This is a genomic window from Bacterioplanes sp. CLAM21, from assembly GCF_059641015.1.
Map to the genome: position 1 here is coordinate 441,472 of NZ_CM184929.1, position 13,330 is coordinate 454,801.

Sequence of the window (13,330 nt, forward strand, 5' to 3'; positions counted from 1 at the left end):
GGCTGTCCATATTATCACGCAAGAAATTCTGTCGCTCTGTTGGATGGCATTAACACGGTTTGCTCATCTAATCAGCCAGCTTTTTGAAATGAACAACTTCAATGCCCTCGGGTATCAGGCTTTGACTGACGATTGAAAACCCCTGCTGTAAATACAGGTTTACGGAAGGCTTATTGGCACAGGCGGTCGACACGGTCGCGCATTCCCAATGTAAGTTGGTCAATACATAATTCAATAACTGAGTGGCAACTCCTCGACGAAAAGCCCTAGGCGATACCACTAGGCTACAAATATCTAGGGCACCGAATTATTTAGAGGTGCCCTTAGGAAATATAGGGATCATGGTGCTAAATTAATTTGATCAAGGATGGCTCAGACATAAATTAATTACGAGTTAGAAGAATTCGGCCAACGCAAACCTGCGGCCGTGGCGGACAACATGATGACATAGGATAGCTGCAGCGTCAGAAAAACACCGATAGGGTGATTAGGAACACCGCGCCACATCAGCCAAATTAAATAACACAGAGTGATAGCATTAGCGGTTAAGCCACCCCACAATGCCCAGTGTTTGGCCTGCCATAAAGGCTTAAACAGCAGGAAATTAATCACCGCGGTGGCAGCAAGCATTAGGCCGGGCAATGCCAATAAGGCGCTGCGCCAAATATCAGTGCTATCGACCAGCTGCAACCATATAGCAGCAAAATGACCATAGGCACCGAGCGTGAGCAATACGGTTAACAGCCCACCTGTGGTGGCTGATATTGGATACAGTGAATTATGGGCATTAATAGCCAATATCTCGTCCTCCACTAACGGTCAAGCCACTTTCGTAGGCAAATACCACCGCCTGAGCGCGATCGCGAAGGCCCAACTTTGCTAACACACTGGAGACATGTGTCTTTACTGTGGCTGCGCCAATAAATAACTGCTGGGCAATTTCGGCATTGCTGTGTCCTTCAGCAATGGCCAGTAATACTTGTCTTTCTCGCGTTGTCAGCCGCTCAAGGCGCTGGGCCAGCAGCAACTGATGTTCGTTGTTTTGGCTGTGATCGGTTTGGGTAAACTGGCCAATTAAACGCCGGGTAATACTGGGGGATAACATGGCACCGCCGTCGGCGACGGTTCGCACCGCATCGACCAGAGACTCTGGTGGAATATCCTTTAACACAAAACCACTGGCGCCCGCTTGCAGGGCATTAAAAACATATTCGTCTGGATCAAAGGTGGTGAGAATAATCACTCGGCATGAATACTCTGCTAGCGCCAATAGCTTGGCCGTGGCCTGCAAGCCATCCATGTTTGGCATGCGAATATCCATTAACACAATATCGGGCTTATGTTGCTGTGCCAATTGCACCGCTTCGATGCCGTCGCCGGCTTCGGCAACTACCTCGATATCGGCTTCGTTTTGCAGTACTAAGGCAAAACCTCGGCGCACCAAGGCCTGATCATCCACCACCATTACTCGCAGCATCATTGACTCCCTGGTGTTATCGGTAAAGTGGCACGAACTTCAAAGCCACCCTTTATGTTGGGCCCGGCGCTGAGCTGCCCGCCTAACGCGCTCGCCCGTTCTTGCATGCCTTGAATGCCTAGGCCAGTCGTTTGGGCTGGGTTTAGCGGGACTGGCTCATCAAGAGCGTGGTTAAGGACCTGAATGTCTAAATGTCCGGCGGTTATGTTCACACAAACATCGACCTGTGCTTGGCTGCCCACATGTTTGACGATATTGGTGAGCGATTCCTGCACGATGCGATAAGCGGCTAAGGCGACATTAGCCGATAGCGGCTGATTGAGCAGCTTCGCATCGGCCTGGTAATTGAGCTGCGCGACAACACCGCGCACCTGCTCGATTAACGCGCTTAAATCATCCAGGCCTGGTTGCGGTGAATGCTGTGCTTGTTCACTGGCCGGGCGCAACACACCGAGTAGCTGGCGCATTTCTTTTAGCGCTTGGCGCCCTGCCGCTTCGACGGCAGTCATGGCTTCACGCGCAGCGTCTGGGTTGGACTGAATCACAGTGCGGGCCGCTCCGGCTTGTACTGTCATCATGCTGAGCTGATGGGCCACCACATCGTGCATTTCTCGTGCGATGCGGTTGCGCTCAGCTACGACGGCGCGCTCGGCATCGGCGTGGCGTTCGCGCTCTAAGGCGGCGGCTCGCTCTTCTAACAAACGCAAATATTCACCGCGAAAGCGCAGCCGGCGACCGCTGTACCACAAGGCCCAGCCGAGCATGGTCGCGACCGTGCCTGATACCGTGGGCCTTTGCAGCAAGCCCTGATCGATCAGCAAATACAGCAGAGCAGCCACAAAGGCCAGCCAGCTGGCGCGGTTATTCGCTTCGTAGCGACCTAAGGCAAACAGCGAAAACGCCAACGCCACCAGTCCTTCGGCGGGCAGGCCCAGCTCTAATACAACGGATGCCAGCACGACAACTATGTGCACCTGCCACGGATGACTACGCCGCCATAGCAAAGCGAAGCTGGCAATAAAGGCGCATTGAAAGGCTGCAATATCGGCAAACGATTGCAACGCCAGCACGCTGTGATTCTGGCGCGACCACAATAATAACGTCAGCAGCAGCGCGAGTAGGGCCAGCAGCAAATCGGCCACATGTGGCCAGCGAGCGAATGGTCCTCGCCAAGGTCGCCATTGGGTGACTTGGGAAGTATCAGATGAATGAAGAAGGGCGCTGAGCCAAGTTGGTTTCATAGCGTCATGCTATATCAGCCGTGCGTCGCCGTCATGAGCCTTAAGGTGGAGCATATCGCCTTGTTCTCCTCCTTTTGGCGGAGGACAATTTCCTGCCCTAGATGGATGTGCCTAGATGTGAAAAAAACGAGCATAAAGATCAACACGGGTTGGCAGCCATGTCAGCTCAATGCTGGTTTTTGGAGACATCTTATGACTGATGCTGTATTGCCACTCTCAACCTCTACGCCCTTGGCGGCAACACGCACTTTGGACTGGGCCGTGCGCGCCTGGTTTGTGTTGGCAGCCTTGGGCCACGCTCTATTTTTTATCTATATAGTGGCGGTGTTTTTTCCGCCGGTGGCTCAGTCGGGTCTTGAAGGTTTAAAGGACTTACATTTACCCGCCGGTTTTCGCCCGGGCGATAGCTTAGGAAACTTGGCGGCAGTTGCCCATGTATTGCTCGCTGCTGTTGTCATTGGCGGCGGCCCTGTGCAATTGATTCCGGCGATACGAAACAAGGCACCTAAGTTTCATCGCTGGTTAGGTCGCAGTTATTTAGTGGCGGCGGTGGTGAGTGCCGTGGGCGGACTGTATATGACCTGGACGCGTCATAGTATTGGCAACCTGTGGTCGCAAATTACCATTTCGATCGATGGCATCTTGATCTTGGCCTTTGCCGCTCTGGCACTGCGCCATGTTATGTTGGGGCAGCTTGCGGCCCATCGTCGCTGGGCGTTGCGCCTATTTATGGCGGCCAGTGCCGTGTGGTTTTTTCGCATCGCCTTGATGGGCTGGCTGGTATTAACCGGTGGAATGGGCATCGACTTTCAGAGTTTTACCGGCCCGTTTCTGGCAGTGTTGGGCTTGGCGCAATATCTGCTGCCGTTGGCCATGTTGCAATGGTACTTTTATTGCCAGCAAGCAAAGGTCACACGTGCTCAGCAGTGGGCTTTTATTGGCACTTTATTGCCGCTAACAGGATTTATGCTGCTGGGAATTGCGGTGGCGACACTAAAAATGTGGTGGCCTAGGATGTGATGGGTTCTGTAACGCGTGAGCGGTGGCGTTTACTCGTCATTGCTTGCATAGGCGCAGAGCACGATGTTAATACCGAGTTCTGCAGTTCTTTGCATTAAGTCCGCATCGAGCAGCAGACTCATATTGAGGCTGCCGGTACTGAACCATCCAATAAAGTAATCGACGCTTCCTCCTGATTGAACAAAGTCGTAAAAGAAGCTCTTGTGCGCAGATAGTTCCATATTCATTATCAGCAAAAAGTCTTCCAACAGGATTTGCTCAGCGTGAAGGCGATTGTCACTTAGTTCCTTCCGCCAAAGCGTGGCTGGATTGACGCCAGAAAGCTCTCTGCCATGCGCTGAGATACGTTTCTCGCCTATGTTTGCTTCATAGTAGGGAGCTAAAGAGAGGGCTTGGGTAATAGCTGAAGCGTGCATGCTGGGATGTGTTAGCTTCAGTGAAACACTATATTGATAATTGGCATTTGTTTTTCAGTGACTAAGTAAGCAGCTGGTGAGTGATGATGGTGATGGCTTCTTGGTAGACGTCTTCGCACCAATAGCCGAGTTCCACATGCATGTGCTCGTTCCATAGACATATATGTTTAGAATCTGGATCAAGTTGTATTGCGAATGATGTAGTCGAATCTTCATACACAGCAAATACATCTTCAGACTGGTGATGAATAGATCGATAGAACTTCAGCTTCTGAAATACAGTGGGGATCTGCAGCTGTATTTGATCAAACAAGTGGTTGCCATACCCTGTATAACGTAGTCGCATTTCGGCCAGAGTTTCACAAGCAAAACTCCAGTCCTCTCCGAGTAGCGTTACCATCACATACTCCAGTATCAAGTTTGCTTAAAGACCCGAACGAGAATAAACGATTACCTGTGTTTTTTCAGGTGCCAGGCGGCAAAGCATCGGCCCTCAGGTAGCCTCCACCTGCCAATCTGGCTATGCATTGAAGTCAGCAGCAAATCTGCTTGTGTTTGCCCAAGTTAGCGCTACTATACCGAGCGAAAATTGTCCTACGTGTTAGCGACCTGGCTCGCCACCATCTCTGCTTACCCGATAGCCCTCTATGTTCTGCTCTGACGGCTAGATACGCGATTCGCGGGTACAGCCTGTTACCTTTGTTGGTGATGTTATGACTCCGTCTGAAACCCTGTTAATGATGATGGCCCTGGTGGTCGGTAGCTCCTTCTTCTCGGTATCTGAAATTGCTTTGGCGGCGGCGCGCAAGCCACGCTTACAGCAGCTCAGTAGTAAGGGCGATGCACGTGCCACCCATGTTCTTCATCTACAGGAATCGCCTGGAAACTTCTTTACCGTGGTGCAAATCGGACTGAATGCTGTGGCTATTTTGGGCGGCATTATTGGCGAGTCGTTCTTCTCTCCTTATTTGGCGGTGCCGCTGTCATTAGTCCTACCAGAGCCTTGGCTTGGCATGACGGCATTTGCAGCGTCGGTGTTTTTGGTCACGGCTCTATTTATCTTGTTTGCCGATTTGATCCCTAAGCGCATTGCCATGATTGCACCAGAGCACATAGCAGTCACGGTAGCCAAGCCTATGCTGGTATTGATTACCGTATTTAAACCACTGGTGTGGTTCTTTAATGGCCTGGCCGACTTGTTTTTTCGCTTATTGCGCCTGCCAACCATGCGCGATAATGACGTCACATCAGGCGATATCATGGCGATGATGGATGCTGGAGCACAAGCGGGCGTGTTACAAGAGCATGAGCGTCACTTGCTGGAAAATGTGTTTGAGATGGAATCGCGTACGGTCACATCGGCGATGACGGCCCGTGAGAACTTGGTGTTTTTCCTGCATGATGAGCCACTGGAAAGCATTCAACAAAAGTTAATTGAGCATCCGCATTCACGCTTTTTGGTATGCAGGGAAGTGCTCGATAAGGTCATTGGTGGCGTGGATAGTCGCGACTTGCTGTTACAGCTACTCAAGGATCAGTCGCTAAATATTAATACGCGCGGACTGGTGCGACCACTTACCATGATTCCGGATACCCTTAATCTGTACGAAGTACTGGAACAGTTTAAATCCACCGGTTCAGACTTTGCTGTAGTAATGAACGAATATGCACTAGTGGTCGGTGTGGTCACTCTTAAAGATGTGATGAGTATAGTCATGGGGGAGCTGGTGGTTGGCGAAGAAGAGCAGATCGTCAAACGTGATCAAGATTCTTGGTTAATTGATGGTTTAACACCTTTACAGGACGTGATGCGGGTACTGGAGATTGAGTCATTCCCTGAAACTGAAAATTACGAGACGATTTCCGGATTTATGATGTTTATGCTGCGTAAGATCCCTAAGCGTACTGACTTTGTAATCTATGCGGGATTTAAGTTCGAAGTAGTGGATATAGAAGACTATAAAATTAATCAGTTGCTGGTATCGCGCTTACCTGCTGTCGAGCCTACAGAATAAAAATGCTCTGATTGAAGGCTTGTTAGCCATCTAATAAGCCTTCAATTATTTGTATTGGTTGCCACCAAAACATCGATATCAGATAGTTCATCATAGCCACTAGTTGCCACATTGCCATACAGTGTAACCGATTCAAACTTTCTCGCCTCTTGCAATCCATTAAGAACTAGCTTGGCTAACTGAGCCTGGCATGTTGGCATATTAACTACCACTACTAGGGTGTTTAAGTTTATACTTTCTCTGATATCTAATTCTTCTTACATGATGGTGCAACCCGCAATGATATTCTTCTATTTTATCGACCAGTTTATTTAGGCCAGGGTAAGAGGGAAAGAAAGCATCGTCAGATTTGGCTCTAAATATCACGTATCCTTTAAAAATATCCTTATCGAGAAACACTATTCTATAGTCTGGTGAACGCCGACACTCTTTCTCAATATGAGATATCTTGTACATGGGTACATCAATAACATCTTCATTGCCTTCAATCTTAATAGATTGATCGCACAAATATATGTTTTTGTATTTTGTTAGTTCCTGAAAAAGATAATATGCTGAATATATCCCATATAAACAAAGAGTATCCAGTAAATCATAGATAAAAATACTGTGACTATAAATGTAAATATTAATACATAGAAAAATAAAAAAATTGTCTAAATCTGTCGATATTTTCTCCATTACATAGTTACCCTTCATTTGTTCTTAGCTAAATTACAATGAGATGGAGTAGGTGTTTATAGCTATTAATTACTATTCGATGAAATGTAATCATAAATTACCAATTTGGTCAAACATTAGTCCATGGCTAATCAAGTTCTAGACAGAGATAGCATCGATTACTTAAGCCAGGCTAATAAATATTAAGGTTGTCATTATGTCTGTTACACTTGTCTCTCCCCAAAAGTGGGGAGTAATTTGACCTTGGAGATTTTTGTGATTCAGACTGTTAAAAAAGCTGTGCTGGCAACCACGCTAGCATTGGCATCCATATACGCCTATGCAGAGGACTATGCTGCTGCTATTGAACCTATGACCACGACTCAGTGGGGGCAGGGCTCACCCTACAACCAAGGTACTCCACTACTGCAAGGCCAGCAAACCTACCCTGGCTGTGCTGCTATCGCTGTGGCACAAATCCTCAAATTTCACGAATATCCTAGTGTCGGACGTGGTGAGGTTAACTATTGGTGGGATCTGGGTGGAAAGGAGCTGAGTGTCGATTTTTCAAGCTACCAGATCGACTTTGGCAATATGCCAGATTCGCTTTATCGAGCCAGCCGTGAACAACGAGAGAACTTAACCGACTTTATTTATCGAATCGGTGTTGGTTTAAACGCAGAATTTGGTATTAAGGAAGGTACAGAAGCATCGGGTAAGCTGATTGAAAACCTGTTTCGTTATCATCTGAACTATGGCAAGTCTCGTCGCAGTATGAAAACCGTGACTAAGCAGGCGGGTGACTGGGTTATGTATGACGATGATGAGTGGCTGTTATTGGTAAAGGAAGAGCTAAACGAAGGTCGTCCTGTGCTTTACATGGCACAAAGTCAAGATGGTACAGGCCACGTGTTTGTTATTGATGGGTATAACCAAGAGGATAAGGTACATGTCAACTGGGGCTGGGCTGGAAAGTACAATGGTTATTATCGTCTTAGCGAGATGAATCCAGATCCAAACTACCCGGATGAAAAATGGATCGAAAACCCAACCATGTTTATTGGTTTAGAACCCAAAGAAGTGCTGAGCAAGCCGAAAAAAGATCAACAATCAGGTTCGGTAGCCGAAGGCGAGTGGCTATTTTATGGTCCATACGTTAACCAAATCGGCGAACTCAAGGTAGTAATGCAGGGTGATGGTGATGCTGATTTATATGTCCAGCGAGGCAGTCAACCAGATGAAGATAACCATCAATGCCGTCCTTATGAGCAGGGCAGTGAAGAAACTTGCCAGCTTAGCGGTAAGGGTGATTACTATATCGGCGTGCATGGCTATGCTGAAAAATCAAACTTCAAGCTAAGTATTAGCTATCAATAATGGTGGGTCGGCATAAGCAGTGAGCTTATGCCGACTAATGGTGTTATTAGGTACCAGCAAAGCCGCGAAAATAAATATCCAGTAACGAACTTTATAAATCCTAAATTGATAACTTAGATTTTAGTTAAGTTTCATCATTTTCTGGCTGTTCAATAAGGTGGATCGTGCCTTGGTAGCATGGTGAAAATGATATTTAGCAGAATGGCAGAGCCATTAAAAATAGCTTGTCCCAGCCGTGACTCCTAGCAACTATAATCAGTAGCAGTTGATGTAGTTATATTTTCTTATAGAGTAAAACTATGAAGCTTCCGCTGGCCATTGCACTACTGCTTGCAAGTGAACTTTCTATAGCGCTATCCAAAGAGGATTGCACGCTAGTCACCATGACAGGCAACCCAAACTATGCCCCTGTCACATGGTCGCCTACTGCTGGTACCTTGGTAGGCAGTTATATAGCCTTCACCCAAGCGGTACTGGATGAGTTGGGGGTCGAGTCAGTGGCCGTTGAGCAAGGAAATTGGCGTCGAGCTCAGGAAGAGGTCAAACGCGGAAAGATCGATATGTTAATTGGCCCTTGGTTCAATAATGAAAGACAGCAGTGGCTGCTTTATGTTCAGCCTGAGATATCACTAGATCCCGCTGCGATATTTATGAATTCAGATAATCAGTTTGACTTCTCTAGTATGGAGGATTTGAAAGGACGGACTGGCGTTGTTCAAAGAGGAAATAGTTTCGGTGAGGAATTTGATGACTATGCGGGTAAAGAACTAAATATTGATGCAGTGTCATCGAGGGAACAAACACTTTCTCTAGTGGTATTGGGACGAGCTGACTATGCCATAGGTGGTTATTACTCGGGAATGTTGCTGGTTAATTCTATGGGATACTCCAGAAAGATCATAGCTGCAGATAAGTACCTGACTGAAGACAAGATGTATATTGCATTTTCCCGAAAGTCGCCTTGTAGAGTGTTTGCCAAAGACATGTCAGAGATTATCATTAGAATGAAACGAGATCGTATTTTGGAAGACTTAACTAAAGACTATATAAAGAAGTATAACGAGCAGTGACTTTTGAGTTTACCCATTGGTACTTGCCGTTTTATAAAAAACTTTGGTATTTTTTATTTTAGTAATGGCTTGTCACTCATGTCTGTTTTCTAAAAATATGAGCAAAAGCAGGTTTCTTAAGTTTCTCACCGATCATGCGATCTCGTACCTTGTCAACATCGATCAGTGTATTGTCTTTCTTAGTGCAGTAGTCGATGATATCCTTGGATTGAATAATAAAATCATCTCCATCCCGGAGAATTATGGCAATCGGTTCATAATCTGAATCGGCGATGGCTAAGCTTGTATCTCCATGGCTGTTGTTTGCGACTAGTAATCCACCTTGCTTTAGTAACTGCTTGCAGTATTGACTGATGAATCCTGAGTAAAATGAAAACATCATATCAAACTGACCCTCCTTCGGTTCATTGAAGGTAGAGAAGTCGTCCATATACCAATGTATTTTCGCGGGTTCATCGTAAGTTTTATGGTTGTTAATGTAGGCATGGGTGTTACTATCGTTAAAGAACTTTGGCATGCGTTTATCTTTATCGATGTAGGTCATCTCAGGTATAAATAAAGATGGAGTAATATGAACGAAGCTGCCAGGATAGATGGCCTTGTTGATACGGTATTTGTCCGCTAATTTTCTAAACAGCATGCGTCGTTCATCCTGCTTTTGAACGAAGAATTTATTGTATAGCGCTGGTGTCATTTCGAGACTCATTTGGGCATTCGTGTGTGTTAAATATCTGGCGGAAAATCCATACATGATGGGCTGTCGAATTGAAGTAGGCTCATTATGAGCCTACTTCATTGTGGTGATTTAAAAACCTAACACCTCACTCTCTAGCACCTGTGCCAGTTTTTCCTGGCGAATGAGGTCGGCGGCTTTTTCGATATCGGGTGCGAAGTAGCGATCTTTATCGTAAAACGACACCTTGCTGCGCAAAATGCTCTTGGCTTGCTCCAGCGGTTTGCTGGTTTTTAGCGGTGAGCGAAAGTCGATGCCTTGGGAAGCGGCCAGCCATTCTACGGCTAAAATACCCACCACATTTTCGAAGATGTCTTTTAATCGTCGACCAGCAAAGGTTGCCATAGATACATGGTCTTCCTGGTTGGCCGATGTTGGTAAAGAGTCAATTGAGGCTGGGTGTGCCAGGGTTTTATTTTCGCTGGCTAAGGCTGCGCCGGTAACCTGGGCAATCATAAAGCCCGAGTTTACACCACCGTTGTCGACCAAAAAGGGCGGTAAGCCACTGAGATTGGAATCAATCAACAGTGCCATGCGCCGCTCCGATAACGAGCCGATTTCGGCCAGGGCGATGGCCAACATATCGGCGGCCATGGCAACGGGTTCAGCATGGAAGTTACCGCCGGATAAAATATCGCCTTCATCGGTAAATACCAGTGGGTTATCCGACACGCCATTGGCTTCGGTGACCAGCACTTGTGATGCAAACCGAATTTGCTGCAAACACGCTCCCATAACCTGTGGCTGGCAGCGCAGTGAATAAGGGTCTTGCACTTTATCGCAGCCGCTGTGGCTGGCGCCAATTTCCGATTCTTGCAATAAATGCCGATAGGCACTGGCCATATCGCTTTGGGTTTGATGACCACGAATGGTATGAATACGTGCATCAAAGGGCACACGTGAGCCCATGGCGGCATCGACTGCCAAGGCACCCACTACCGTGGCGGCTTTTAAGGCATTTTCACAATGAAATAACCCCTGCAAAGCAAAGGCGGTACTGGCTTGGGTGCCGTTTAATAATGCTAGGCCTTCTTTCGGAGCCAACTGAATGGGCTCCATGCCAGCAATTTCCAGCGCTTGGCGAGCATTAATGCGTTCACCTTGGTAAATGGCTTCGCCTTCTCCCAATAACACTGCACTCATATGAGCCAGTGGCGCCAAGTCGCCGCTGGCACCAACCGATCCTTTTTGTGGAATGGCCGGGTACACTTCACGATTCACCAGCTGCATTAAGGCCTCAATAACACGCAGACGAATGCCTGAAAACCCGCGTGCCAGTGAGTTAATTTTAAGCACCATTAATAAGCGCACGGTGCTGTCTTGCATAAATTCACCGATGCCAGCGGCATGGGACAACACAATACTGCGCTGCAGAGTTTCTAATTCTTCGGGTTTAATCTTGGTATTGGCCAGCAAACCAAAGCCGGTATTAATGCCATACACAGTACGCTGCTCGGCGATAACGTCGGCAACGGTATTGGCGGCTTTTTCAATGCCAGCATGGCAAGCTGCATCCAGGCTTAACTTAACAGGCCGGCGGTTAACTTCGCGCAGCTGATCCAGGGTTAACGTGCCGGGGGTAATGGTTAATTCATACATGCAAATTACTCCGGCTGCTGGCCTGTTGTATTTGGGTTTAACATCGGTAAATCCAGCCCTTGCTGTTGCGCGCAGTCAATGGCGATCTCATAACCGGCATCGGCATGGCGCATCACACCGGTGGCTGGGTCATTCCACAATACTCGGCCAATGCGCTTAGCAGCATCATCGCTACCGTCACATACAATGACCACCCCAGAGTGCTGGCTAAAGCCCATGCCTACACCACCACCGTGGTGCAAGCTAACCCAAGTGGCGCCACCGGCGGTATTGAGGAGGGCATTTAATAACGGCCAATCGGAAACGGCGTCCGAACCATCTTGCATGCCTTCGGTTTCACGATTAGGTGAAGCCACCGAGCCGCTATCGAGGTGATCCCGGCCAATCACAACTGGCGCTTTTAATTCACCGCTTTTCACCATGTCATTGAAAGCCAGTGCCAAGCGCGCGCGATCTTTTAAACCGACCCAACAAATACGAGCCGGTAGCCCCTGGAACTGAATGCGCTCGCGGGCCATGTCCAGCCAATTGTGCAAATGAGGGTCGTCTGGAATCAGTTCTTTAACTTTGGCATCGGTTTTATAAATATCTTCTGGGTCGCCACTTAAGGCAGCCCAACGGAAGGGACCAATGCCCTGGCAGAATAAGGGGCGAATATAGGCCGGTACAAACCCGGGGAAATCAAAGGCATTTGTTACGCCTTCTTCCAATGCCATTTGGCGAATGTTATTGCCGTAATCCAAGGTGGCAGCGCCGGCTTGTTGTAAATCCAGCATCGCCTGTACTTGCACCGCCATGGATTTTTTCGCCGCTTTTACTACCAAGGCTTCGTCTTCTTTGCGTGTTGCGGCAGCTTGTTCCAGTGTCCAGCCTTGGGGTAAATAACCATTGAGTGGATCGTGGGCACTGGTTTGATCGGTGACGACATCTGGCGTGATGCCACGCTTTACCAGTTCAGGGAAAATATCGGCAGCATTGCCTAATAAGCCCACGGAAATAGCTTGGCCGTCTGCTTTGGCCTGCTCCAGCATGGCAAGCGCATCATCCAGACTGGTGGCTTTTTTATCTAGGTAACGAGTTTTTAAACGAAAATCGATACGGCTTTCATCGACTTCGACGGCCAGCATGGAAAAGCCCGCCATGGTCGCAGCCAAAGGCTGAGCGCCACCCATACCGCCCAGGCCACCGGTTAAAATCCATTTGCCTTTGGCATCGCCATTAAAGTGCTTTTTCGCTACGCTGACAAAGGTTTCGTAGGTGCCTTGCACAATGCCTTGGGAGCCGATGTAAATCCACGAGCCGGCGGTCATTTGGCCGTACATCATCAGGCCTTTTTTATCCAGCTCGTTAAAGTGCTCCCAATTGGCCCAGTGAGGTACTAGGTTGGAGTTGGCAATGAGTACCCGCGGAGCATTTTCGTGGGTTTCAAATACACCTACGGGCTTGCCGCTTTGCACCAATAAGGTTTGGTTATCTTCCAATCGGGTCAGCACTTCAACGATTTTGTCGTAACACTGCCAATCACGCGCCGCTCGGCCAATACCGCCGTACACCACCAGGTTTTGTGGGTGCTCGGCAACGTCTGGGTCGAGGTTGTTCATTAACATGCGCAAGGGGGCTTCGGTCAGCCAGGACTTGGCGGTTAACTGGCTTCCTGTTGGCGCTTTAATCACGCGGCTGGCATCGTGGCGAGGGTCGTTGGTCATGGTGCTGCTCCTGATT

Annotated in this window: 13 protein-coding genes; 4 read left to right on the top strand and 9 right to left on the bottom strand. The window is 48.1% G+C overall.

The features are described from left to right. Positions 1–67 precede the first annotated feature (67 nt). The 4 genes from AC55FS_RS02080 to AC55FS_RS02095 form a co-directional block, all read right to left on the bottom strand. On the bottom strand, positions 68–280 hold the full coding sequence (locus AC55FS_RS02080) for a GNAT family N-acetyltransferase (protein ID WP_496934407.1): 213 nt from the start codon (positions 278–280) through the stop codon (positions 68–70). 107 nt (positions 281–387) lie between these two features. Further along, positions 388–798, bottom strand: a complete 411-nt coding sequence (locus AC55FS_RS02085; RefSeq protein ID WP_496934408.1) for a hypothetical protein — start codon at positions 796–798, stop codon at positions 388–390. Beyond that, positions 788–1,480, bottom strand: coding sequence for a response regulator (locus tag AC55FS_RS02090; protein WP_496934409.1), 693 nt, complete (start codon positions 1,478–1,480; stop codon positions 788–790). The genes AC55FS_RS02085 and AC55FS_RS02090 overlap by 11 nt, the downstream gene beginning before the upstream one ends. Further along, on the bottom strand, positions 1,477–2,718 hold the full coding sequence (locus AC55FS_RS02095; RefSeq protein WP_496934410.1) for a sensor histidine kinase: 1,242 nt from the start codon (positions 2,716–2,718) through the stop codon (positions 1,477–1,479). The genes AC55FS_RS02090 and AC55FS_RS02095 overlap by 4 nt, the downstream gene beginning before the upstream one ends. 192 nt (positions 2,719–2,910) lie before the next feature. On the opposite strand from AC55FS_RS02095, the gene AC55FS_RS02100 reads away from it, so the two are divergent. Further along, positions 2,911–3,738: a DUF2306 domain-containing protein gene (locus AC55FS_RS02100; RefSeq protein ID WP_496934411.1), complete on the top strand. Its 828-nt coding sequence runs from the start codon at positions 2,911–2,913 to the stop codon at positions 3,736–3,738. Between the two features lie 29 nt (positions 3,739–3,767). On the opposite strand, the gene AC55FS_RS02105 is transcribed toward AC55FS_RS02100, so the two are convergent. Both AC55FS_RS02105 and AC55FS_RS02110 read right to left on the bottom strand, forming a co-directional pair. Continuing rightward, the gene (locus AC55FS_RS02105; protein ID WP_496934412.1) at positions 3,768–4,154 is read right to left on the bottom strand and encodes a hypothetical protein; all 387 of its coding nucleotides are present in this window, start codon (positions 4,152–4,154) and stop codon (positions 3,768–3,770) included. A 61-nt stretch (positions 4,155–4,215) separates the two neighbouring features. After that, the gene (locus AC55FS_RS02110; protein ID WP_496934413.1) at positions 4,216–4,554 is read right to left on the bottom strand and encodes a hypothetical protein; all 339 of its coding nucleotides are present in this window, start codon (positions 4,552–4,554) and stop codon (positions 4,216–4,218) included. 313 nt (positions 4,555–4,867) lie between these two features. Here AC55FS_RS02110 and paeA point away from each other — a divergent pair, with 313 nt between their 5' ends. The 3 genes from paeA (at position 4,868) to AC55FS_RS02125 (ending at position 9,276) form a co-directional block, all read left to right on the top strand. Next, complete coding sequence (gene paeA / locus AC55FS_RS02115; protein ID WP_496934414.1) at positions 4,868–6,169, top strand: polyamine export protein PaeA; 1,302 nt, start codon at positions 4,868–4,870, stop codon at positions 6,167–6,169. A gap of 936 nt (positions 6,170–7,105) precedes the next feature. After that, on the top strand, positions 7,106–8,206 hold the full coding sequence (locus AC55FS_RS02120) for a C10 family peptidase (RefSeq protein WP_496934415.1): 1,101 nt from the start codon (positions 7,106–7,108) through the stop codon (positions 8,204–8,206). A gap of 299 nt (positions 8,207–8,505) precedes the next feature. Continuing rightward, complete coding sequence (locus AC55FS_RS02125; protein ID WP_496934416.1) at positions 8,506–9,276, top strand: substrate-binding periplasmic protein; 771 nt, start codon at positions 8,506–8,508, stop codon at positions 9,274–9,276. A 76-nt stretch (positions 9,277–9,352) separates the two neighbouring features. On the opposite strand, the gene AC55FS_RS02130 is transcribed toward AC55FS_RS02125, so the two are convergent. The 3 genes from AC55FS_RS02130 to hutU all read right to left on the bottom strand — a co-directional run bounded on the left by AC55FS_RS02130 (position 9,353) and on the right by hutU (position 13,314). Beyond that, a complete protein-coding gene (locus AC55FS_RS02130; RefSeq protein ID WP_496934417.1) occupies positions 9,353–9,970 on the bottom strand; it encodes a hypothetical protein in 618 nt (205 codons plus the stop codon). A 111-nt stretch (positions 9,971–10,081) separates the two neighbouring features. After that, complete coding sequence (hutH, locus tag AC55FS_RS02135) at positions 10,082–11,608, bottom strand: histidine ammonia-lyase (protein ID WP_496934418.1); 1,527 nt, start codon at positions 11,606–11,608, stop codon at positions 10,082–10,084. Between the two features lie 5 nt (positions 11,609–11,613). After that, entirely contained in the window at positions 11,614–13,314 is a 1,701-nt protein-coding gene (gene hutU / locus AC55FS_RS02140) for a urocanate hydratase (RefSeq protein ID WP_496934419.1), read from the bottom strand. Between the last annotated feature and the right edge of the window lie 16 nt (positions 13,315–13,330).